Raw genomic sequence first — 23,595 nt, forward strand, 5'->3', positions numbered from 1 at the left:
GACTGAAACGCGCCGCGCCGCCAAAGGACGGCGACAGCCGTTTCACCTTATTTTGTGCTATAATGGCAAAAGGTTTATGGATTTAGTTAATGGAGGGATTATTTTGTCTGGAATGATGAACAACAAAAAAATCGTAGTCATGGGCGTCGCGAATGAGCGCAGCATTGCTTGGGGAATTGCCAAGTCGCTGCATCGGGAAGGGGCTCAGCTTATTTTTACATACAGAAAGGAACGTTCTTTCGAGAAGCTGAAGGGCTTGCTGGAGCAGACAGGCATTACGCCGCTGCTGACGGTACCTTGCGACGTATTGGATGATGAAAGCATAAGCGCAGCTTTTGCCCACATTAAAGAGCAGGCGGGAAGCATTGATGGAATTGTGCATTCCCTTGCTTTTTCGGATAAAGACGAGCTTAAGGGCGAGTACCTGGAAACGTCGCGTGAAGGCTATTTGCTCGCGCAAAATTCCAGCGCTTTTTCCCTTGTGGCGATTGCCAAGCAGGCAAAGGGTGTCATGTCTGAGGGCGGCAGCATCGTTACCCAATCCTATATTGGCGCAGAGCGCGTCATGAAAAACTATAATGTCATGGGCGTTGCCAAGGCAGCGCTTGAAGCAAGCGTAAGATATTTGGCGGAGGATCTTGGCAAATATAATATTCGTGTTAATGCGGTTTCTGCTGGCCCGATCAAAACATTATCAGCAAAAGGCGTGTCTGGCTTCAATGACATTATGCAGACGATCGAAGAGCGTGCGCCGCTGCGGCGCAATATTGATCAGGAGGAAGTCGGCGATGCAACGCTATTCCTTCTTAGCCATCTTTCACGCGGAATAACTGGCGAAGTGCTTCATGTTGATGCAGGCTATCACATATTAGGCATGTAACTTTAAAATAGTACGCAGAGAGTGGAGGGAAACATTTGAACGTCAAGCAATTGGCAGCAGAGAAAGCCGTCCAGCTTGTGCAGGATGGCATGCTTATAGGGCTTGGAACAGGAACGACGGCGTATTGGGCGATTTTGAAGCTGGCACAAAGAATGAAGCTCGAAGGACTGGACATTAAAGCCGTTGCCAGCTCCAAGCAGTCGGAGGATTTAGCGGCTGAATATGGTATTCCGTTAGTTCCGCTCGCTGAAATTACGGCGATTGATTTAACGATAGACGGTGCGGACGAAGTAGACGGCGAGCTTCATTTGATTAAAGGCGGCGGCGGTGCGCTATTGCGGGAAAAAATTCTGGCCGCTCACAGCAAAACCTTTGTCGTAATCGTGGACGAGTCCAAAAAAGTAAGCCAGCTTGGACATTTTCCGCTTCCGGTGGAAGTTGTGCCCTTCGCCTCTAATTTGACGCTGCAAAAGCTGAGAGAGCTTGGCTGCACCGCCGAGCTGCGGGCATCGGCAGACGGGACCTTTGTAACGGATAACGGCAACTATATTGCTGATTGCCGTTTCGGAACGATTGCTTCGCCTTTTGAGCTGCATGAACAGCTGAATGCGATTCCTGGCGTAGTGGAAAATGGCTTGTTTATATCGATGGCAACCCAAGTGATTGTCGGCTTCAATACGGGGGAGACCGAGATGCTGGCTCCGGTCAAACGTTAATCAATTTATAAGGGAATATCGCCTTGAAGGCGGTGTTCCTTTTTTTTTGTATAAAATTGGATCAATAAGGAAACCTATAAGCGCTATTATCGTTTAAATAAACGCTTTGGGTGGGATTTAAAATGGTTAAAGCGCTGCATAAAGTAAGCTTCCTGCAAATATGCATGATTCTCATGATGACCGTTGGTTTAACGAATCACGTCATTGTTAATCCTTTGATTTTGGATGCTTCAGGCAGGGATGCATGGATTTCCGTCTTATTGACAGGTGTATTATTTCTGCCGTGGTGCATTTTGCTGGTGCTATTTATGAAGAGATCGGGTCAACAGAAGCTGCACCCATGGCTGGCGTCCAAAACGAATCCGGTCATAGCTTGGCTGATGATCATTCCGCTCGGTCTGCAATTGCTTTTCATCGGGGGATTTACCTTAATTGATACGGTCCGATGGGCGACCACCAATTATCTGCCCAGCACGCCAAGATCGGCTTTAATTATCACCCTCTGTCTCGTATGCTGCTATTTTGCAATATCTGGAATTCGCATGATTGCGATTGCTGCGGGCATTATGCTTCCTATTGTAATAGCGTTGGGTTACTTTGTGGCGATAGCCAATACGCCAGAGAAGGATTATCGTCTTTTGCAGCCTGTTCTTGAAAATGGCTGGCAGCCCGCCATTCATGGCATGATCTATGTCGGTGGCGGATTTGTAGAAATGATTATGCTTTTAGCTGTCCAGCACCGGATCAAGTCCCGCGTAAAGGCATGGCAGCTTCTCATTTTGGCTGTTCTCTTAATTTATATTACGCTCGGGCCTATTATCGGGGGCATTACGGAGTTCGGACATGTAGAAGCGGCGAAGCAGATGGAGTCCCCTTTTGAGCAATGGAGGCTTGTGAAATTCGGCAACATTGAGCATGTGGATTTTTTATCGGAGTTTCAATGGCTGTCTGGAGCCGTTATTCGTACAAGCTTTGCTATGTTTTTATTGGGAGAGCTCATTCCCTTTAGGAAAAAGGAAGGGACGCGGCGACTCATTCTATTGCTGACACTTGGCTATATTCTCTTGGGGTTCATCCCGATTAATGGTTATTCCTCTTATCTATGGCTCTATCACTATTACTTCCCCGTCACGCTGGCGACGGTTTTGGTTCTTTCAGCCATATTCCTCGCAATCGCTTTGATGAAGCGGCAAAGGGAGGGGAGACTGGCATGAACAAAACCAAACTTCAGCCTGCTGAGCCATGGAGCCTGCAGTCGATATCCGCCTTATTTCCTCAATCTGCGGATGTGTTGATCCAGCGATTTCAATTTGATGAGGATATCCGATCTGAGATCATTCTTGTTTATAGCGAAGGGTTATGTGATACTTCCCAAATTGGAAAATATATTCTTCCGGATCTCGAGCAGCTATACCGTAAAAATGGATTTGCTCATTTGCAAACGGGGAAGCTATACGGGACGCTGCCGCTCATTCCAGCAGCTGCGGATGCGCTGCCAGAGCAGCTTTGCGAGTGGATTTTTCAAGGTGATTTGCTGCTCCTGTTTAATGAGTCAAATGCCTTATTTCGAATGACGCTTGGACATCCCCCTCATCGTACGCCAGAGGAATCAACCACAGAAGTGTCGATTAAAGGGGCTAGAGACGGCTTTGTGGAGGATGTAGGCATTAATGTCGCGCTCATTCGGAAACGAATTCGCAGCAAGTCTTTATGCTATGAGATGGTAACGCTTGGCAGACGAACGAGAACGAAGGTCGGTTTATTGTACATCGACGACATTATAGCGCCAAATGTGCTGAGCGAGGTTAGAGATAGATTAAATAGCATTGATCTGGATGGACTATACAGCATTAATCAATTGGAAGAGATGCTTGTGGAAGAGAAGTATAGCCTATTTCCTTTGCTCGACTTTACGGGACGGCCGGATTATGCAGTAAGCAGCTTGCTCGCAGGCAGATTTATCGTGATTGTGGATGGCAATCCTATGGTTTTAATTGGCCCAAGCACCTTTTTTCTCATGCTGAAATCACCTGAAGATTTATATTTTAATTTTCAATATGTTTCGTTTGCGCGCTTGCTGCGCATTTTTAGTTTTTTCATTTCTATTTTGCTGCCGGGGCTGTGGATTGCGCTTTCCGCCTTTCATCAAGATCAAATCCCGTTTAGGCTAATGTCGACGATTGCTGCTGCCCGAATTGGACTGCCCTTCTCAGGAGCATTGGAATTTTTAATTTTGCTTCTGCTGCTGGAAATATTCAGAGAGGCCGGCGTTCGTCTGCCAAGCTCCATCGGCCAAAGCTTAACCGTTATTGGCGGATTAATTATTGGCGATTCTGCTATTCGGGCCGGCTTTGTGTCGCCGAGCGTCGTCGTTGTGGGGGCGATTACGGCAGTTGCTGGAGCGACACTTGTCAATCAATCGTTAAGTACGACGGTGAGCGTCATCCGTTTTCTGCTGTTTGTAGCAGCCTCCCTATTGGGAATGTACGGATTCATATTAGGAATTGTCGTACTAATCGGATATATGGGACGGCTCAGCTCTTTCGGGGTCCCGTACCTGTCGCCGCTTTCTCCTCCTATTATGAGGGAGCTTCTTACGGCAGCGCTTCGGCTGCCCTGGGTCAAGCAGAAACAAAGGCCGGAAACATTGCATACGGTTGATTCGGACAAGCAAGGGGAAGATTAGCATGAATGTATGGATAAAATGGTGCCTGATCGCTAGTTTGCTGCTGCTGAGTCCAGGCTGCTTTGATTCAAAGCCGATTCAAAACATGGCTTATGTCACAGCTATCGGCCTGGATTATAAGGATGGGATTTTTATATCTTACGCGCAGGTGCTTAACTTCTTGAATGTCGCCAAATCCGATAAAAATGAAATAGGGAAAAACATACCGGTATGGATCGGCCGTGGCACAGGAAAGACGGTAACGGAATCGTTGTCCTCGCTGTCCGAAACTTCGCAGATAAGATTGTTCTGGGGACATGTCAAAGCGATTGTGGTAGATGAGGAGCTTTTAAAATCACAAGAGATTGTTCGGCAAAGCTACGAAGCAATCAATCGTTACCGCGAAGTTCGTTACAATATATTGCTCTATTCAACGAAGACGCCGATCGTAGATATTTTTAAGCAAAAATCGATTTTGAATTTGCCTGTCTTGGATACCATTCTGGATACTCCCGAAGATACCCATGCCCAGCGCTCCAACATTGATCCCCAATATGGCTTCAAATTTATAGCCGAATTTAATGAGCCGGGTAATACCGCCATCATTCCTACGATTGGCATAACGAAGGAGGTATGGAGGGAGGATGCCCGGAAAATGCCGATGTTTAAAATAACGGGCGCCTTTTTCATTCGGCAAAACGAGAATTTAAGCTGGTTTTCTGAAACAGAATTGCTCGGAAGAAGATGGGTGCAGAAAGAAAATAAGCGCTCCGTTCTGCTAATTGGAAATAAAGAGGCTCCGACGGCTAACCTCATTATTGTAAAACCGCAATACCGGATACGGTACGTTAAGAACAGCAAGCCATTGCAGTTTAAGATTGAAATTAAGGCGAGAGCCTATGTGGAGGAAATGATTAAAGATGCCTCAGTGAAAGAGATGGAGGTTCTTGCAGCGAAGGCGATTCGCGATGAAATGATGGCCACCTATGAGAAAGGCCTTGCCACTCAAACCGATCTATTAAATTTATTTGCCGAGCTTTATCGCAGTGACGCCAAGGTGTGGCATCAGCTGCATAATAGCAAACAGCTTCTACTAAATCAAAAAACATTGGGCCAAATCGACGTGAAAGTAACGATTACCAATACTGGAAAATACAAAGGGAGGCTGTAACGTTTGCTAGCCAGATGGAGGGGGCTGTCGGGTTTGGGAGCCTTGACGTATGCGGCCATGAAGTGATATATTATGTCAGATTGCCTGAACGTGTAAATGAAAGGGATGTAAAATATATTGGCTACGAGCGAAGACATTACGAAACCGAAATTATTACCTACCAAAATTTTGAAATGTAAAAACCCCGAATGCAAAGCGTGGGTAAGAGATGAATTCGCCTCGGCAGAGCAAACCTGCCCGATATGCAAAGGACCGATGCTACGAAGCATGAAGCATTTGCCAGCCGTGCAGAACAAGCCAAAACCGCAGCCTAGAAAACCGAAATCTGACTTTTAATTCAATTTGAAAAAAACCGCCCGAACGGCTGCGTGATTTTAGCGCAGCCGTTCGGGCGTCTATTTGGAGGCGCTGCTAAGCATGACACAACACCATTATCCGTTTGATTTTGACCCGTCGCAGCCTTATATGCAGCAGGCAAGCGACTGGATCGCGGATGTTTTTTACGAGAAGCTTCCCGAAGCCGGGCTTGAGCTGCGAGATGAGCAAATTTATATGGCGTTTCAGCTGGAACGAGCTTATGCGGACAAGCAGACGATTTTCGCCGAGGCTGGCGTCGGCACAGGAAAAACCTTCGTTTATTTGCTTTATGCCATTAGCTACGCGCGTTATACCCGGAAGCCCGCTATTATTGCCTGCGCTGATGAATCGCTCATCGAGCAGCTGGTAAAGCCGGAAGGTGATATTGCCAAGCTGTCCCGACATTTAGGACTGACCATCGACAGCAGATTGGGAAGATCGCCTGATCAGTATGTGTGCTTGAACAAGCTGGATGATGCACGGGGCGACGCTCAATTAGAGGGCGCAGAGCATTTTGATGACATTTATCGCAGCTTGCCTGATTTTGTTCATAAGCCAGAAACGATGCAAAGCTTTTATCCTTATGGCAACCGCCGGGATTATCCGGAACTCAGCGATGAAGTATGGGACCATGTCGGTTGGGACGTCTTTCAGGACTGCATGGTATGCAGCCGCAGGCATCGCTGCGGACAAACGCTGTCACGCGATCATTACCGCAAATCAACGGATTTAATTATTTGCTCCCATGACTTTTATATGGAGCATGTATGGACTTATGAAGCACGCAAACGCGAGGGACAACTTCCCTTGCTGCCGGAGCATAGCTCAGTTGTATTCGACGAAGGGCATTTGCTCGAAACGGCGGCGCAGCAGGCACTAACGTATAAGCTCAACCATGCGGTTTTTGAGAGCATTATTACAAGGCTGCTGGAAGGGGAAATCCGCGAATCGCTGGCGCTGGCCATTGAGGATGCGATTGTGCAAAGCGAGCAGCTTTTTGACCGTATACAGCAAAGCAGCCGCGCTGTAGCAGCATCTGATCGTCGTGAGCTGCTGTGGGACAACACGCTTATACAGGAAGTCAACCGACTGCATCAGCTGCTTGATCTCATTGAGGAGGAGCTTGTGTTCGAAAGCGGCTTGTTCACGCTTGATGAATATCAGCTCAAAATCGTCGAGGAGCATTTGGAGATGATTCAATACGCCCTTTCGCTGTTCCGCAAACCCGAAAAACCGATTAGCTGGGTGATGGAGGACAAGTCGGGCATTACTCTTGTCATTATGCCTAAGCTGGTAAAAGAAGTGTTGAAGGAGCATGTGTTCTCTCGCAAAATGCCAATCGTGTTCTCATCGGCTACGCTGTCGGTTGACGGCTCCTTCGAATATACGATGGACAGCCTGGGCATTAAGCAGGCCGAGTCGTTCTCGGTTGCTTCGCCTTATGATTATGAGAATAAAATGCGGGTGCTTGCATCCGATTCGGAAGCATTGGATGAATTCACGAACCAAATGCAGGCAACGGTGAGGCTGCTTGGGGAAGCGGAGGGCGGTACGCTTATTTTGTTTCCTTCCCGTGAAGAGCTTGCACGCTTTAAGCAGGCGATGAATGATGAGCCGCTTGCGCAGCAAAGACGTTTCCTTTATGAAGGAACGTCGGAGATTAGCCATCTAATTGGAGCATTTCAAGCCGATGAGTCCAGCATACTGTGTGCAGTGACACTTTGGGAGGGGCTGGACATACCAGGGCCTTCTTTATCGCAAGTCATTGTATGGTCGCTGCCATTCCCTCCGAACGATCCAGTGTTTGCTGCAAGGCGTGCGGATGCCAAACTGCCTTTCGAGGAAGTGGATATGCCTTATATGCTGCTGCGATTAAAACAGGGTATGGGACGTTTGATCCGCACGAGCAGCGATGAAGGAACGGTAGTCATTTTTGGCGAGGAAATGCGCCAGCCTGCTGTTAAAGAACGTATTAGCGCCATTATGCCCAAAGGGGTTAAGCTGCTGTCTCTATAATTGTATAAATTCATAACCTTGTTATTTTCATATGACACCAGAGAGGAAATTAGCTTCAAATGAAAATAAATAAGAATCATAACCGGCTTAGGCTCGCTTTGCTGCTAGGTTCTTTCTCAGCGCTGGGTCCGCTGACGATTGATATGTATTTGCCGTCATTTCCGCAAATAGCCGAGGATTTTGGTACGAAGGCTTCACTTGTGCAATTGAGTTTGACTGCCTGTTTGATCGGCCTTGGTCTCGGACAGCTGGTCATGGGACCGATGAGTGACGTTCATGGCAGGCGCAAGCCGCTGCTGCTGTCCTTAGTCGTTTATTTGATTGCTTCGCTGGCCTGTGCGCTGGCACCGAATATTACTTTGTTTATCATCGCCCGTTTTATACAAGGCTTTGCTGCTTCATCGGGCATCGTTATTTCAAGAGCCATTGTCCGTGATCTATATAGTGGACATGAGCTCACCAAATATTTTGCACTTATCATGCTTGTAAACAACGTTATGCCTTTGCTGGCGCCTGTTGCCGGAAGCGGAATTATTTCCTTCACCACTTGGATTGGTGTGTTCATCATACTTGGGGCGATAGGCCTTACACTAGCGCTCATTGCAACGTGGCAGCTGGAGGAAACGCTCCCGCTTGAAAAGCGAATTTCCAGTAATTTCGGCGAGCTGCTGCGCAATTTCGGGCAGTTGCTCAAGGATCGCGAGTTTACAGGTTATGCGTTGACGCAAGGACTGATGATCGGCGGCATTTTCGCATATGTCTCAGGTACACCGTTTATTTATCAGCATATCTACGGCACCTCGCCGCAAGTATTTGCCTTTTTGTTCGGTACCAACGGCCTTAGTCTTATTTTGGGCTCGCAGATCGTCGGTCGGCTCAGCCATAAGTGGTCGGAGCAGCAGTTTTTGCTGCTCGGGCTGCTGCTCTCCGGGGCATCGAGCGTTTCATTGCTGATTGCGGTGCTTGTGGAGGGGCCGCTGTGGTCGCTCGTCGTTCCCTTATTTTTCTTTGTATGCTCGATCGGTATTACAGCTACTGCTTCGTTTTCGCTGGCTATGGAAAATCAGGCTCATATTGCGGGCAGTGCATCGGCCTTGCTTGGCTTGCTGCCGTTTATGCTTGGCGCTGTAGCCGCGCCACTCGTCGGTATTGCTGGGGAGGAAACAGCTGTGCCGATGGGCGTTATTATTTTCACCGCCAGCATGCTTGGAATGGTTGCTTATTTCGGCCTTGTCCGCTCTAAGCAGCGTGCTTCAGGAAAATAAGCTAAACTTGCATACGTTGTGAGATGAAAATAGATTAGCAAGCAAAAATTAAATAAAGCACGCCTTATTTAACGGGTACCTATTGTCAGGACACTTTGAAAAAAGTGATCGGACTGTGGGTACCTTTTTTAATTATAAGCATGAAACGGCGACAGCCGTTTCACCTTGAAATATAGGAAAGTATAGCATAGCGCAATGCTTTCTCTATATTTCTCGGAATGAAACGCGCCGCGCCGCCGTAGGTTGGCGACAGCCGTTTCACCTTGAAATATAGGAAAGTATAGCATAACGCGATGCTTTCTCTATATTTCTCGGAATGAAACGCGCCGCGCCGCCGTAGGTTGGCGACAGCCGTTTCACCTTGTTTTTCACAGTAAGTGGTTAAAAACAGGGAAATCAGGAAAACATACACTTTATTCTATGAAGTACAAAACGAAGGGATGGCCATGCAAAATGAACGCATTTCTAGCCTATATACCGAATTACCCTGTCTTCCTTCAGGCGCTGGCCGTGCTTGTCGTTCCACTCATACTCTCCGTTCTATTCAACTGGGCGGGAGTCGAAAGGAATTGAGCCATGATTAGGGAAAACAGCGTTCAAAGCCGTTTAGAGGCAATAAGAGAGCAGCTAAAGGAATACGGGGATGTCAGCGTACGGCAATTTGAACTGGGACAGACAGGGATCAAAGCGGCAATTGTGTATTGTGCTGGACTGACGGACAAGGAGCAAATTGATTTTTATGTGTTAAAAGCGTTAATGTCCTATTCGTTTGATGATCGACCGATTTCGAAGGAGCTTATTCAAAATACGCTGTTATCCATAAGCGAAATTATTGAAGTAGAATCGCAAGAAGAGATGTTTTCTAAAGTGCTGACTGGTTTTACGGCCTTAATGATTGATGGGATAAAAGAAATCACCTTAATCCACGCACTGGCGGGCAAAAGCCGCAGCATTGAAGAGCCTATTTCGGAAGCTTTGGTTCGCGGGCCAAGAGCGGGATTTAATGAAAATCTATCCGACAATATCGCTTTGCTGCGCAAGCAGGGTGAAAATAAGGACCTGTGCTTGCTAAAGCTCCAGGTTGGCGAGCGGGCAAAGAAGGATCTGTATATCGGCTATATGAAAGGGATCGCGAATCCTGAACTAGTGGAGGAGGTGCGCCGGCGGGTATCTAAAATCCGCATCGACAACGTGCTGGAGTCGGGCTATATTGAGCAGCTAATTGAAGATAACTATTTAAGCCCCTTTCCGCAAATTCAAAACACGGAAAGGCCAGATAGAGTGACAGCAGCCCTAATGGAAGGGAAGGTAGCGATTTTGCTTGATGGTACGCCTTTTGCTCTAATCGCACCTGTAACCTTCAGCATGCTGCTGCAGTCGCCAGAGGATTATTATGAGCGCTGGCTTGCGGGCACACTGCTAAGGATTATGCGCTTTTTCGCCGCAATTATGGCCTTGTTTGTTCCGGCTACTTATATTTCCTTCATCTCCTTTCACCCGGGCTTAATTCCAACTAAATTGGTCATTTCCATCATCGCTACGAGAGTAGGCGTACCTTTCTCTTCTCTTGTAGAAGCATTAATGATGGAAATTGCCATTGAAATTTTGCGGGAAGCGGGCCTCCGTCTGCCGAAACCGATTGGTCCGGCAATGGGAATCGTAGGCGGTCTCATTATTGGAGAAGCGGCTGTTCAGGCGGGAATTGTAAGTCCGATTCTCGTTATCGTCGTGGCATTGACCGCCATTTGCTCGTTTTCGATACCGCAATATAGTGCCGGCATTTCTATACGTATGCTGCGCTTTCCCGCGATGTTTTGTGCAGCCGCCTTCGGTATGTATGGCGTTATCTTATATGCTTTGCTGTTAGGCGCCCATATTTCGAGACTGCAAAGCTTTGGCGTTCCGTATGCCAGCCCGGCTGCTCCATATCGGTTAGGGGAATGGAAGGATTTTCTTATGCGCGCGCCACTACGGTTGATGAAGCGGCGGCCAAAGCTGCTGTATCCGCAGGATTCTACTAGAAAAAGGTGAGCCAATGAGCTGGAACCAACAGGAGAAAGGCGGCCTTCCCCAGGAAAAAATCACGACCATCCAGGTCGCGGTTATCATTTCTAACTTCATGCTAGGTTCTGGCATCCTATCGCTCCCCCGGGTAGCCGCGGAAAAGGTGGGCACGCCAGACGCTTGGATATCGGTTATATTGGGTGGTCTTGTAGCCATTGTGGCGGGGGGCATTATGGCGCTTTTATCGCAAGCTTATCCCGGTCAAACCTTCTATGAGTACAGTCGCAAAATTGTGGGCTCATGGCTAGGACATTTGCTAGGCCCGGTCATGATTTTATATTTTGCGGCAACTGCCGCTTTTCAAGTCCGCTCTTTAGCCGAGGTTTCCAGTTTTATATTATTAGAGGGAACACCGCAATGGGCGATCACTTCCGTATTTTTGTGGGTGGGACTGTATTTAATGCTAGGTGGACTTGGAGCCATTGCCCGCCTGTTTGAGCTTATTTTACCGCTGTCGATTTTCATCTATTTACTGGTATTGTTGATGGGGTTTAAAATATTTGATCTGGATAATTTGCGCCCTCTGTTGGGGCAGGGTATTTGGCCTGTTCTAAAAGGGGTTCAGACGACCTCGCTCGCCTTTACGGGTTTTGAGGTCATTATCCTATTAACGGCCTATATGAAAAACCCTAAACAAAACATTAAAGCGGTGACCGCAGGAATAGCTGTTCCGCTCGTTATTTATATTGTTACCGTTTTTATGGTCATTGGCGCGTTGTCCGTTGATGGCACTTTAACGAAAAACTGGCCTACACTTGATATGGCCAGAAGCTTCGAATTGTCGGGCTTGATTTTTGAAAGATTCGAGTTTCTGCTGTTGATTATTTGGATCATGCAAATTTTCTCCAGCTTTTCTACCGCCTTCTATTGTTCAGCTTTGGGCATTTCCCAGCTATACAAGCGCAAAATGAAAACTTGTCTTTATGGGCTGCTTCCATTCGTGTATATTTTCGTTGCTGTCCCGAAAAAATTAAACGATGTATTTATGCTGGGGGATTGGATTGGGAAAGTAGCGCTTTATTTGTTTGGGGTCATTCCGATTGTGTTATTGATTGTGACGAAATGGAGGTCGAGCAAGCATGCCAATTAGACATAAAGTCAAACGCTCGCTTCTTATTGCTTTGTGTGTGATAGCTCTGCCCTTTCAAACGGGCTGCTGGAGCAAGGATGAGATTGAGGATCAAAGTATTTATGTCGGCATGGGCCTGGACCCAGCGAGTGAAACAGAGCTAGAGAAAGAATTGCGCAGCAAGGGAAGCGACTATCTTAAACGCAAACTGCTTACATATACGCTGCAAATTATTAATGTGCAGACCGAAAGCCAGCATAGCGGGGGACAGTCCCCAACATCGCAAAAGCCATATTACAATATTTCCGAAACGGGGGATTCCATGTTTCAGCTCATTCGCGAGTTTTCGACGCGAATGGAGCGTCCAGTCATTGGTCATCATTTGAAGGTCATTGTCATTAATGAGAAGCTTTCCCGAAAATACAGCATGAATGAGCTGCTCGATTTTTTTCTGCGAGACAATGATATTCGGCCAAGCTGTCTCGTTCTGATTAGCAAAGGAAGCGCGCGCAGCACATTGATTGCGAAAGACAAGTCTATTATTCCGTCCTTTCGACTTTCGGGACTCGTGGACAACCGTTACCGCTCCTTGAATATTTTAGAGCCGATGTCATTATCGAAGCTGGAGGGGAAAATACATGGTGAGCAAAGCTATTTACTGCAAAATGTCATCGCCGCAGATGGAGAGGTCAAATTTTCCGGCGGGGCCGTTATTAAAGGCAAAACGCAAAAATTGCAAGGGCTACTAAATGAAGAAGAAACGATTGGCTGCGTATGGCTGACTGGAAAAGGAGAAGGAGGTTTGGTCAAAAGCTATCATGAGGACAACCATCAGCCGATTGTCTATGAGGTCAAAAGCATGAAAAGCAAAATTGACGCCAAAGTAGCAGGAGATGAAATTTCCTTCCATGTCAGCATTAAGTCGAAGGGGCGGCTAATCGAAGAATGGTTGAATAATAATGAACCGATTGACCCTGCTTTCAAAAAACAGGCGGAGGTAGGCAGCCAGAAGGAAGTACGGAGACTGACCAATATGGCGCTAAAAAAGCTGCAGAAGCAATATGGAACGGATGTGCTCGGCTTCGGCAAACAGCTCAGTATTCAGCATCCGCGCAAGTGGGAGAAAATAAAAGACCGATGGGAAGAGATGTTTCCTGATATTCCGATTACAGTCAGCATCGATATGGAAATTACCGAATACGGGGCTAAAATTACGCGTTAGTGCCGAAAAAAGCGGCATTTTGAGCCTATTTTAGAGCTAAAAAAACTGCGTGAAATACATATTTCACGCAGTTTCCCTTTACGCGCATTATATTTATCAGCTATGATAAGGAATATATCAAATTTTAGCTGGAAAAGTTCGAAAATGAGGAGCCGGAGGTAGCAAGCAGCATGTGGCAGCATGAAATTATTGATACGTATACGCAGGAGCTGGAGCTGTTCTCTATCTGGATGAAAAACAAAGGAATGACGGCAGCGACGCAGCGGGCCTATTTAAGTGATACTCAGCAATTTTTACATATGGTACATCCGAAGGCGCTGGATCAGGTGGGGAAATTGGATATGGTGCGATTTATGTCGGCTTGCCGTGAAAAAGGGGCAGGGGATGAAGCGCGCAATCGCAAGCTATCCTCCTTGCGTTCCTTTTATAAAGCGCTGATCGAGCTTGAGGCTCTTAGTGTTAATCCAGCTGCGCTAATTGCCAAGTCAAAGCAAGAGAAGGGGCGCATTCCTGTCTACTTGGAGGAGGGCGAGCTGGAGCAACTTGTTTCTGTGATTGGCGGAAAATATTATGAGCGCAATCTCGCGATTATGCTGCTCATGTGTTATGCCGGACTGCGGGTAGGCGAGGTTCATCGTCTGAACCTGCAGCATTTTCATTCCGACGGCTCGCTTCATATTCTCGGAAAAGGACGGAAATGGCGGGTCGTTCCACTGCCCGCACCGCTTCAGGAGGTGCTGCACCGGGCGATGGAGGCACGAAAAGTGCCGGGACAATTGAAGGAGCAGGCCATGTTCGTCTCGCAATTCGGCAGGAGGCTGTCCATCCGCATGATTCAGACCGTCGCCGATGAGACGATTGGGCAGTTGAAGGACAGGCTGCCAGAGCTTGCGGGCAAAAAAATTTCCAGCCATAAGCTGCGGCATTCCTTTGCTACGCTGCAAATTCGCAGCGGTACGGACATTCGTACGCTGCAGGAGCTTATGGGCCACGCGAGTATAGCGACGACACAAATTTATACGCATATAGACAATAAACAGCTGCAAAATGCGATGAATAATATTGCGGGCAAAATGAAGATTGGCAGCAGAAAAGCTTAGTCGTCTGATTAGCACAATGGTACAGCACAAGAAGGGAAGCGTTGCATCTTTGATGCAGCGTTTCTTTATGTTGTGGATGTAGATTGAAAATAATCTGCTTCCAGCTTGCTGTTTTCCACAACACTAAGTTAACATAACTATAATTACGGTAACTAAATTATTACCCTCAAATTGTATCGAAAATAAATTTAATCTCACATTATTCCCATTGGCGAATTTCTCGTAGAGCTGGGCCTTATTTTAGGAGCTTTCACCACGACAGCTGGCTAGAAGGTTATCTCTTAATTTCAGCCAGCTGCTCTGCGCCACTTACATAATAAGCAGCATCAGACTTTAGATTGATGGGCGCAGCGCAATGGTCGAACAGCCTCGTGCTTGCGTTCAAATATACGACACAAATAGACGAAATCAGCGAATCTTTTTGTATATTGTGAAAAAAATCACATATTAATGTTCTACGATCCCTTATGATAAAGACAGAAACAAACAACACATAAACACATAAGGAGTGAGTGGTCATGTTATACAAATGGCTGAGAGAAAATCGAATTGCAGCAGGTGTGCTTTTACTGCTTAGACTATATGTCGGGTACCACTGGCTGGAATCGGGCTGGGGCAAGCTGACAGGCGGGGGCTTTGATACGGCAGGATTTTTGAATAATGCCGTTCAGAACCCGGTAGCTGACAAGGCGACAGGGCTCCCCGTCTACCCGACGTATACCGCATTCATCGAGCATTTCGCACTGCCTAATGCAAAGCTGTTCAATTTTTTAATCCCGCTTGGCGAATTTCTAGTAGGTTTAGGTCTCATCGTTGGTGCACTTACAACAACAGCAGTATTTTTCGGACTTCTGATGAACTTTATGTTCATGTTCGCTGGAACAATCTCGGTTAACCCATGGATGGTGCTGCTGGGTGTTTTCATCATCGTCGGTGGCGCGAATGCTGGCAAATATGGTCTTGACTACTACGTGCTGCCACTGTTGCGCAAATGGTATAATCGACTTGTTCATCACAAAAATGACGGCGAAAGCACCGGGCTGAAGCCCTCGGCGAGATGACACTGATCCCGGGGACAATTGAATAAATCAAGGCTGCATCGTACAATTCAAGGTTCTCCACGAACCGCTGATGGCTGCGATGCAGCTTTTTTTTGCGTGATAATTACGGATTTTAACAATTTTATTCCTCTTTTGTATGCACAAAGACGTCATATATTGGTATGATGTACAAAACGGGAGGGGGATGAGCCAGATGAGCGCAAATAGCTCCAACGAACGAGGCAGCTTTGCTCGCCCTGCCATTGCACAAGGAGAAGGCATTGCGGCCTTTTTCACCCCAGCTGATTTGGAACGTTTAACCGAGCGGATGAGCATGCACCGTTATGAGTCGGGCAATCATTTATTTTGGGAAGGCGATGCAGCGAGCTACCATTATTTGATTGTTTCAGGAAGAATCAAGCTGACCCGGATGATGTCCGATGGCAAAAGCTTAACGCTGTCTTTTGCCGGGCATGGCGACTTTCTCGGTGAATATGGCGGGGAAGGCGAGCTTATGCATGGCATGAGTGCAGAGGCCACGGAAGAAGTGGTTGCTGGGCTTATTGCTTCAGACGAATTGGAGCTGCTGCTAAATACAAATGGGAGCATGGCGGTCAGTTTCGCCAAGTGGCTAGGAATCATGCAGCAAATTAGCCAATCGAAGCTGCGTGATTTGACCCAGTTTGGCAAGCTCGGGGCGCTCGCTTCGACGCTGATCCGGCTTAGCAATATGTATGGGGTGCTGCGTCCAGAAGGGCTGCATCTCGATATTCGGCTGACTAACAATGAGCTTGCTGAGCTGATTGGAGCGACGCGTGAAAGTGTTAATCGGATGCTCGCCGCGCTAAAGGATGAAGAGGTAATCAAGGTCGTCCGTGGTGAAATTATTATCCTCAAGCTGGATGAGCTTCGTCAACACTGTGAATGTCCGACGGCACCGACCTGCGCGAAAGGCGTTTGCCGTCTGTAAAATAACGTATGGCAATCGCTAATGGTGGTGCGGGGGAAGTGGCGCGCATGCTTCATTAGCGATTTTGTTTTTCCCTTTGATTTCTAAGCTTGCAGCCCAAATCGTTTGAGATATATGACAGTAGTTGTCATCTAGCACACGATATAATGGGAGAGACTAGAAGAAGCAATGAAAAGGGAGCGTGGCTGGTAATGAAAGCATTAGCCGGAAAAGTTGCTGTTGTAGCGGGAGCGACAAGAGGAGCGGGCAGAGGAATTGCAATTGGTTTGGGGAAAGCAGGGGCAACCGTGTATTGTACAGGGCGCAGTGTGCGAGGCGGCTTGTCGAATATGAACAGGCAGGAGACCATTGACGAAACGGCGGAGCTCGTTGATGCAGCTGGGGGTATAGGCATTGCTGTGCGTGTAGATCATACGGTGGAGTCGGAGGTTCGGGCATTGTTCGAGCGGGTTAAAGCTGAGCAGAATGGCCAGCTCGACCTGCTCGTAAATGATGTATGGGGCGGCGATCCATTAACTGTATGGGGCACGCCGTTTTGGGAGCATTCGCTGGCGGATGGGCTGCTTATGCAGCAGCGTGCTGTTTTTTCTCATATGATTACGAGTTATTATGGTGTGCCGCTTATGACCGCTAGAAAGCAAGGGCTTATTATTGAAATTACGGATGGAGTAGACAACGAGTATCGGGGCAATTTGTATTATAGCTTGGCAAAAACATCGGTTATCCATTTGGCTAAAGCGATGGCGGAGGATTTGCGCCCTTTTGGAGTAACGGCTGTAGCTTTAACGCCAGGTTTTCTGCGTTCGGAAGCGATGCTGGACCATTTTGGCGTGACGAAGGAGAATTGGCGGGATGCAGCCGCGCAGGAGCCGCATTTTCTCATGTCTGAAACCCCTGCCTACATTGGCGGAGCGGTTGCTGCGCTCGCATCTGATCCAGAAGTACACCTCAAAACAGGGAAAGCACTGAGCACATGGGGGCTTTCAGAAGAATACAGGTTTGATGATGAAGATGGCAGTCGCCCGCATTGGGGAAACTATGCGGCTACTATCGGTACGGAAGCAAGTTCGGAAGCGGGCGACAGGGAAAAGACATAAGAGGCAGGAGGGAAATCAACTGCGGGCAGATCGATTGATTGCCATATTGCTGCTGCTGCAAAATCGCGGCAGAATGACGTCGCAGGACCTTGCGGACAAGCTTGAAGTATCTGGGAGGACGATCCACCGTGACATGGAGGCGTTAAGCGCTGCAGGCATTCCTGTCGTGGCTGAGCGGGGGACGAATGGCGGCTGGATGCTTGCCGAAGGCTACCGGACGAATTTGACCGGCATGAAGAAGGAAGAGATCCAGTCGCTGCTTTTGTCTCAGCCGACAGGCATAGTCGGAGCTCTGGGAATTAGCGATAATTTTGAAGCTGCCTTTCAGAAGCTAATCGCCGCCTTTCCTTCGATGTATCAAGAGGAGGCGGAAAAGGTGCGGCAGCGCATTCATATTGACGGTGCGGGCTGGCGGGATGCAAGCGAGCAGGTTCCGCTGCTCCCGCTTATTCAAGAAGCGATTTGGCTGGAGCGTCAGCTGCTCCTTGTATACGCTCGCGGAGCGGAGCAGGCTGAGCGGCTAGTCCAGCCACTCGGGCTCGTGGCTAAAAATAATGCTTGGTACCTCGTGGCGGGCACGGAAGGAGGAATGCGCACGTATCGCATTTCTCGGCTGCAAGAAGCTGCTATACAGAGAGAGATGTTCGATCGGCCAGAACGGTTCGACTTAGCCTCCTACTGGCAGCAATCCATTGCGGAGTTCAAGTCTGCGCTGCCGCGTTATCCGGCGAAAATCCGCATAAAGGAAGCAGACCTATCTCGATTTCGCCAGCAATGGTATGTAACGGTTACGAAAGTAGGTGCTGTTTCGCAGGGTGAGCTAAAGGCGGATGTGCTGTTCAATACCCTGGACTCCGCATGCGAAATTTTGCTTAAATTCGGCTCAGCTGTTGAAGCTCTAGACCCGCCAGAGCTGCGCCAGAAGCTGCTTCAAGAGGTAAAGGCAATGGCGAAGCTTTATGCGAACAATCTGGAGGATTACGCTGACATATAGGCAACTGTAAACAAATGGGCTGCACACTCATATGCTGATCTATATTATGATCCTTATTTGTGGAGGCTAATAGATGAATTGGGTTAACCATCAATGGAGAAACACGGTTTTTATGCCAGTATGGGCAACAACCCCGCAGCATGCGCTAACGTTAATCAAAGAAGCTGTACAAGGTGAACGAAATGACGAGTTGTTTTATGATGAACTGATTAGGCTTGCACCAAATGCTGAACAGGCAGGGATCATTATGTCTATTCGCAATGATGAGCGTGGGCACAACCAAATGTTTCGCGGGATTTATAGACAACTTACTGGCCAGGAAATTACCGGAGTCAGCAATGAAGCCCATCAGCCGGTGAGCTCTTATCTTGCTGGGATAGAGGAGGCTTTATTAGGAGAGCTTGCTGCAGTTGAAAAATACCGCAACATTTGGTTCGGCTTGCCCGTGGGTATATATAAAGACACGGTTTTTGGCATTATTTTAGACGAGATGAAACATGCAAGCAAATACAATTATCTTATTACTTTAAATCGAACGAATGGCTAGTTTAGAAAAGGGAAAAGCCGGATGCTCCTGATAGGAGCATGTACCGGCTTTATTTTTTTGTAAGGAGTTCAGTTACTTTTTTTGTCCTCATCTTTCGTACGAACCCTGACATCCGCACTGTAGGCTCTTAAATGACGAACCCCCGGAATAAAATAGCCGATCGTGAGCGCGAATTTTCCAAATCCTTTGAACCAAGCTTGGGCATCTGCATATAATGAAGCCTTCCCTTCGAAATTAAGTATCCCGAAAACATCATCATCGTTGCTCCTTGTTTTGCAACCATTTAACCGTCCCAATGAAGCCTGCCAATCCTATTAAAAATACCAGAAAATAACTGATATCTGCCAAGGGAAAGGATGCGATGCCGTTTTCCTGCAAATGCAAAGCAGGTACAGACCAGGGCAGATACGTCCCAATGGCAGTGGGACCGAATACCAAGGCCAGCATCAAAGTTGTAAAAGCAAAGCCAATAGGCACCAGAAAACCGCGCGATATACAGGCTAATAGGGCAAGAGGGGCACTTAATAATAGGTGGAGAGCACCAATGATAAGTATTAGGAATAAATAATGTTGTACAATCGCAAACGAAAAGCCAGGAAGGCCAATTGCAAAACCAAGTACTAAGGCATAAGCAAAGCTGATCAACATCATTACAAAACACCAAAATATAATTGCGACATATTTGGCAATCGCTATTTTACCGCGCGATATAGGCAAAACGAGCAAATCCTTAAGCGTCCGATCAGAATACTCACGGCCAAATGTCCAGCTTGTCACCAATCCAAACCCCAGCAGCCCAAACACGGATGCATACAAAAACGCAGTCCGTTCAAAAAAAGCAGGCCAATCGGGCTGTCCCAAGAACAACGTGATGACAAACAATATAAACAGAAGCGTGCCCCATAAAACAAAGGATCGTCGCAATTTGTAAACTTCAACGCTACAGGCTGTCAGCAATGGTTTCATTCCGTTTTCCCTCCTCAACTCCGATCACTTTGAGAAAATAATGTTCCAAATTCTCTTCTTCAATGTTAAGCATCGTGAGCGGCACTTCATGCTGAGCAAGCAATTTCGCAATATGTTCGGGATGCTTCACGGCATGATCATCCGGTAGTGCAAGGCAGTTATTCGAAGTCGAATGTACCGCATACCCGGAGTCTGAAAGAATAGCTTGAGCCTTCCGAGCATCCTTCGTACCGATCATCAACTGCTTTCGGCGGATGGTTTCAAAGTCTTTTGTTGTCAGTTCTTCAAGCAATACGCCTTTGTGAATAATGCCGATTCGAGAAGCCATTTTGGACATTTCCTCAAGGATATGGCTCGATATAAACACGGTAACCCCTTGTTGAGAAGCTAGAGCTTTCAGCATCTCCCTTATCTCGACAATTCCGGCTGGGTCAAGTGCATTAGTTGGCTCATCAAGAATCAGAACGTCCGGCTTATGAATTAACGCTTTGGCCAATCCAAGTTTCTGCGCGTTACCAAGTGACAAATCTCTTGCCTTACTATCCGCATATTGGGTCAAATTCAATTGCTCCATAATTTCGTCAACTGCCCTCGGAACCGGTAATCCTCGCAACCTGGCCATCAAACTCAAGTTTTCCCTAACCGTAAAGTTAGGGTAGGCGTAAGGAACTTCCACCATATAACCTACTCGTCTCGACAAATCTGGCTTCCCATTCGCCCAGCGCTGACCAAACAAATACACTTCTCCGGAAGAAGGCTTACTCATTCCGAGAAGAGCTCGAATGGTTGTCGTTTTCCCTGCGCCATTCAACCCCAGGAATCCATAGATTTCTCCTTTTTTAACGGAAATCGAAACGCGATCTACAATGACTTTATTTCCGTATTGCTTTGTCAGGTTAACGGTTCGAATCATTTCTTCCATAGACACAGTCCTTCCCGTATCATCAATTTAAACTCAGTTCATTAATAGTGCCGGCGGTCACCTTAGATGTTGTAAAAGATCGCCGCCGGCTTTTCCAAATCAGTTTTCACGATAAATGAAATTCAAGTAACTCAAGATCGATGTGGTATCATCAATGGAGGTACGCAGTGCGATGTAACCGTCGGGACGAATCAATACGATTTCTTCACTTGCTACATCGTAAATTCTATAGGCATTCCCTGCTGTGTCTATTATGCCTTCCGCCCCCTCCACGTTCGATGGCAGGATATAATGCACATGGAGTTCGTCGTTGGTGAAGTTCTTCAGAGAAGGATCGATGCAGTTTGCAAAAGCCAAAAGCGTCCAGTGCGGGCCGCGCAATAGGTCAAAGACACTTCCTGCAAACCTGGTACCTTGTAGGCCCGTAGCATTAGGAGCGCGATCTCCAGGAAATGAACGGGTAGCATTTGTTCGATCAGACGGACGGGTAAGCGAACTTGACCGATAGGAAATGAGAAGCCCACTCGTCAGATCGTCAGATATGGTGCCCAAGGATTGGGACAACGCTCCACCTTTAGTCGCCGTTCTTACAACCTCACCCATCTTCTTCGTGCTGTCCTCGAGCACGGCTTGAGCCACAGGGCGGCGCTCCTCATCGTACGTGTCGAGCAAAGCGGTGTCCGCTCCGCGTATAACGGCCGCCAGCTTCCAGCCGAGGTTGTACGCATCCTGTATCCCCGTATTCATGCCATGACCGCCAGCTGGCGAATGAACATGAGCAGCATCGCCGGCAAGGAAAACCCGTCTGTTGCGGTAACATTCAACCATACGGACGTTGACCCGGTAGATGGACAGCCAGGAAGCATCCGTGAGCCGAACACGTCCGGCCCCGGCGCGCCGGTCAAACATGGCTTGATACGCCTCTAGCGACGGCTGCTCTGGTTCTTCGATGTCTGCCGGAATTGTAGCCTGCAGTTGCCAAATATCGGATTTCGGCAGCGGTGTCACCCCGACCATCCCCTCCGAAGATGTCCAGATATGGATACGGTCACGCTCCAACCCTTCCAATCGTACATCGCCAAGATACCATCGCTCATGATCGTGTGTTTCCCCAACCAGCGGCAAGTGAATAAGCTTGCGGATATTGCTTTTGCCCCCGTTAGCGCCGACTACATAACGAGCGCGAATTTTCTCTTCCCCTTGTGGTGTATTCACGGTTACCGTTACACCATCCAAATCCTGAACAAGCCCTACAGCTTCCATGCCCAACTCAACTTGACCGCCAAGCACTGCATATCGGTCGCGCAATGCTTTTTCCACATCAAATTGAGCAATCCAGACTGTATCACGATAGGGTGTCTCAAGTTCGGCGCTGGCTGCAACGGTAATAGCCGGCTTGTCCACACTCCTGCCATCTGCGGTATAATAACGAACAGGCATATCCACAACACCTGTGTCAATGATGTAGTGAACGGCCTCCAAATCATCGACGACTTCAAGCGAGCGAGGCTGGATTCCTTTGGCGCGAGATGCAACGTTATTTAAGGTGCTTCGTTCAATAATACGATGGACGACGTTTCGACGGGCAAGGTCGCAGGCAAGTGTAAGCCCTGTGGGTCCGGCCCCGACAATGAGAACATCAACAAAAGACGGTGTGGTATTCATGGTTAGAATCCTCCTTGATCATTGATTTGATATGCTGCATTTGTTATACTACACCGTACAGTGTAATTTGTAAAGCAGGACTCTAATCGATTTCTGATAGTATACCTATAAGGGGGAAACGTAAGAATGGATAATACGGAAAACAAGAAAATCCGCAAAGGCTCTTCAGAAAAACGAGCTAAAATTATTGCGGCGGCACGAGACCTGTTTCTTTCAGATGGGTTTGATCGTTCCAGCGTCGATGCGGTCGCAGCTAAAGCGGCAGTTTCCAAACGGACAGTTTATGATTATTATGGCGACAAACAGAACCTACTGCTTGCCGTTGTGGAAGAATCCAGTTCGGCGGTTCTGGACATGATTGAGCAAGGGATTTCAGACCACCTCTGGGAATTCGAGGATCTGGAGCAGGCGCTTATCTTATTTTGCGAACAAATCGTAGCATCTGCGAACGGTTCGTCCGATTACATGGCTTTGATCCGTCTGGTTATGGTGGAAGCCGCCAACCTGCCGGACTCGTTTTTTGAAAGGCTGGATAACGCAACTGAAGAGGGGATTATCAGGAGGTTTACAGAGTTTGGACAAAAAGGATTGCTCGATGTGCTCGATCCTAAAATGGCTGCAAAGCACTTCGCTGCATTAACGATTTTATTGGTATTTAATCAACCGAGAAAAGCCGGGACATTAGAGGAGGAACAAACCAAACGTATCATCACTGAAGGCGTACGCGTCTTTCTTTGCGCTTATGCACCACGTACCGTTCAAAACGAAAATCAACCATCATACTGATCGCGATTTTGCTTAACGATAAAAGGCTGGTGGGGCCGTATCGGAATCCATGATTCGCCAGGACCCTTCCAAGCCAGTCAGGT

General features: G+C 47.6%; 20 protein-coding genes and 1 pseudogene. 18 read left to right on the plus strand and 3 right to left on the minus strand.

The features are described 5' to 3' along the window. Window positions 1-103 precede the first annotated feature (103 nt). The 17 genes and pseudogenes from fabI to ABEW34_RS28690 all read left to right on the plus strand — a co-directional run bounded on the left by fabI (window position 104) and on the right by ABEW34_RS28690 (window position 19,173). Complete coding sequence (gene fabI, locus ABEW34_RS28610) at window positions 104-880, plus strand: enoyl-ACP reductase FabI (protein ID WP_430164299.1); 777 nt, start codon at window positions 104-106, stop codon at window positions 878-880. 35 nt (window positions 881-915) lie between these two features. Beyond that, complete coding sequence (rpiA, locus tag ABEW34_RS28615) at window positions 916-1,596, plus strand: ribose-5-phosphate isomerase RpiA (RefSeq protein WP_430164182.1); 681 nt, start codon at window positions 916-918, stop codon at window positions 1,594-1,596. Window positions 1,597-1,718: 122 nt separating this feature from the next. Next, the gene (locus ABEW34_RS28620) at window positions 1,719-2,810 is read left to right on the plus strand and encodes an endospore germination permease (protein WP_430164185.1); all 1,092 of its coding nucleotides are present in this window, start codon (window positions 1,719-1,721) and stop codon (window positions 2,808-2,810) included. Beyond that, the gene (locus ABEW34_RS28625) at window positions 2,807-4,282 is read left to right on the plus strand and encodes a spore germination protein (RefSeq protein WP_430164188.1); all 1,476 of its coding nucleotides are present in this window, start codon (window positions 2,807-2,809) and stop codon (window positions 4,280-4,282) included. Before ABEW34_RS28620 ends, ABEW34_RS28625 begins: the two co-directional genes overlap by 4 nt. A gap of 1 nt (window position 4,283) precedes the next feature. Continuing rightward, window positions 4,284-5,432, plus strand: a complete 1,149-nt coding sequence (locus ABEW34_RS28630; protein WP_430164191.1) for a Ger(x)C family spore germination protein — start codon at window positions 4,284-4,286, stop codon at window positions 5,430-5,432. 168 nt (window positions 5,433-5,600) lie between these two features. Further along, window positions 5,601-5,768 (plus strand): cold-inducible protein YdjO-related protein, encoded by a 168-nt coding sequence (locus ABEW34_RS28635; RefSeq protein ID WP_231594233.1) that lies wholly within the window; start codon window positions 5,601-5,603, stop codon window positions 5,766-5,768. Between the two features lie 81 nt (window positions 5,769-5,849). Then, window positions 5,850-7,805, plus strand: a complete 1,956-nt coding sequence (locus ABEW34_RS28640) for an ATP-dependent DNA helicase (protein WP_430164193.1) — start codon at window positions 5,850-5,852, stop codon at window positions 7,803-7,805. A 59-nt stretch (window positions 7,806-7,864) separates the two neighbouring features. After that, window positions 7,865-9,070 (plus strand): multidrug effflux MFS transporter, encoded by a 1,206-nt coding sequence (locus ABEW34_RS28645; protein WP_430164195.1) that lies wholly within the window; start codon window positions 7,865-7,867, stop codon window positions 9,068-9,070. A 588-nt stretch (window positions 9,071-9,658) separates the two neighbouring features. Then, window positions 9,659-11,101 (plus strand): annotated as a pseudogene (locus ABEW34_RS28650) (spore germination protein); the annotation flags it as partial. Between the two features lie 4 nt (window positions 11,102-11,105). Continuing rightward, window positions 11,106-12,224 (plus strand): spore germination protein, encoded by a 1,119-nt coding sequence (locus ABEW34_RS28655; protein ID WP_430164198.1) that lies wholly within the window; start codon window positions 11,106-11,108, stop codon window positions 12,222-12,224. Further along, on the plus strand, window positions 12,214-13,425 hold the full coding sequence (locus ABEW34_RS28660; RefSeq protein ID WP_430164201.1) for a Ger(x)C family spore germination protein: 1,212 nt from the start codon (window positions 12,214-12,216) through the stop codon (window positions 13,423-13,425). The genes ABEW34_RS28655 and ABEW34_RS28660 overlap by 11 nt, the downstream gene beginning before the upstream one ends. A 170-nt stretch (window positions 13,426-13,595) precedes the next feature. Continuing rightward, window positions 13,596-14,525, plus strand: a complete 930-nt coding sequence (locus tag ABEW34_RS28665) for a tyrosine-type recombinase/integrase (protein ID WP_430164204.1) — start codon at window positions 13,596-13,598, stop codon at window positions 14,523-14,525. Window positions 14,526-15,043: 518 nt separating this feature from the next. Continuing rightward, window positions 15,044-15,586, plus strand: coding sequence for a DoxX family membrane protein (locus ABEW34_RS28670; protein WP_430164207.1), 543 nt, complete (start codon window positions 15,044-15,046; stop codon window positions 15,584-15,586). A gap of 193 nt (window positions 15,587-15,779) precedes the next feature. Beyond that, window positions 15,780-16,535 carry a Crp/Fnr family transcriptional regulator gene (locus ABEW34_RS28675; protein WP_430164210.1) on the plus strand — a complete coding sequence of 252 codons (756 nt, stop codon included), beginning with the start codon at window positions 15,780-15,782 and terminating at the stop codon, window positions 16,533-16,535. A gap of 191 nt (window positions 16,536-16,726) precedes the next feature. After that, window positions 16,727-17,632, plus strand: a complete 906-nt coding sequence (locus tag ABEW34_RS28680; protein ID WP_430164213.1) for an SDR family oxidoreductase — start codon at window positions 16,727-16,729, stop codon at window positions 17,630-17,632. A gap of 19 nt (window positions 17,633-17,651) precedes the next feature. Continuing rightward, the gene (locus ABEW34_RS28685) at window positions 17,652-18,626 is read left to right on the plus strand and encodes a helix-turn-helix transcriptional regulator (RefSeq protein WP_430164303.1); all 975 of its coding nucleotides are present in this window, start codon (window positions 17,652-17,654) and stop codon (window positions 18,624-18,626) included. A gap of 73 nt (window positions 18,627-18,699) precedes the next feature. Continuing rightward, window positions 18,700-19,173, plus strand: a complete 474-nt coding sequence (locus ABEW34_RS28690) for a ferritin-like domain-containing protein (protein ID WP_430164216.1) — start codon at window positions 18,700-18,702, stop codon at window positions 19,171-19,173. 255 nt (window positions 19,174-19,428) lie between these two features. On the opposite strand, the gene ABEW34_RS28695 is transcribed toward ABEW34_RS28690, so the two are convergent. The 3 genes from ABEW34_RS28695 to ABEW34_RS28705 all read right to left on the minus strand — a co-directional run bounded on the left by ABEW34_RS28695 (window position 19,429) and on the right by ABEW34_RS28705 (window position 22,726). Continuing rightward, a complete protein-coding gene (locus tag ABEW34_RS28695) occupies window positions 19,429-20,139 on the minus strand; it encodes an ABC transporter permease (protein WP_430164218.1) in 711 nt (236 codons plus the stop codon). Next, the gene (locus ABEW34_RS28700; RefSeq protein WP_430164221.1) at window positions 20,114-21,061 is read right to left on the minus strand and encodes an ABC transporter ATP-binding protein; all 948 of its coding nucleotides are present in this window, start codon (window positions 21,059-21,061) and stop codon (window positions 20,114-20,116) included. The genes ABEW34_RS28695 and ABEW34_RS28700 overlap by 26 nt, the downstream gene beginning before the upstream one ends. A gap of 99 nt (window positions 21,062-21,160) precedes the next feature. Beyond that, window positions 21,161-22,726 (minus strand): FAD-dependent monooxygenase, encoded by a 1,566-nt coding sequence (locus ABEW34_RS28705; protein WP_430164223.1) that lies wholly within the window; start codon window positions 22,724-22,726, stop codon window positions 21,161-21,163. Between the two features lie 126 nt (window positions 22,727-22,852). Here ABEW34_RS28705 and ABEW34_RS28710 point away from each other — a divergent pair, with 126 nt between their 5' ends. Then, complete coding sequence (locus ABEW34_RS28710; RefSeq protein WP_430164226.1) at window positions 22,853-23,512, plus strand: TetR/AcrR family transcriptional regulator; 660 nt, start codon at window positions 22,853-22,855, stop codon at window positions 23,510-23,512. Window positions 23,513-23,595 lie beyond the last annotated feature (83 nt).

Source organism: Paenibacillus algorifonticola, from assembly GCF_050481745.1.
GTDB lineage: Bacteria > Bacillota > Bacilli > Paenibacillales > Paenibacillaceae > Pristimantibacillus > Pristimantibacillus algorifonticola_A.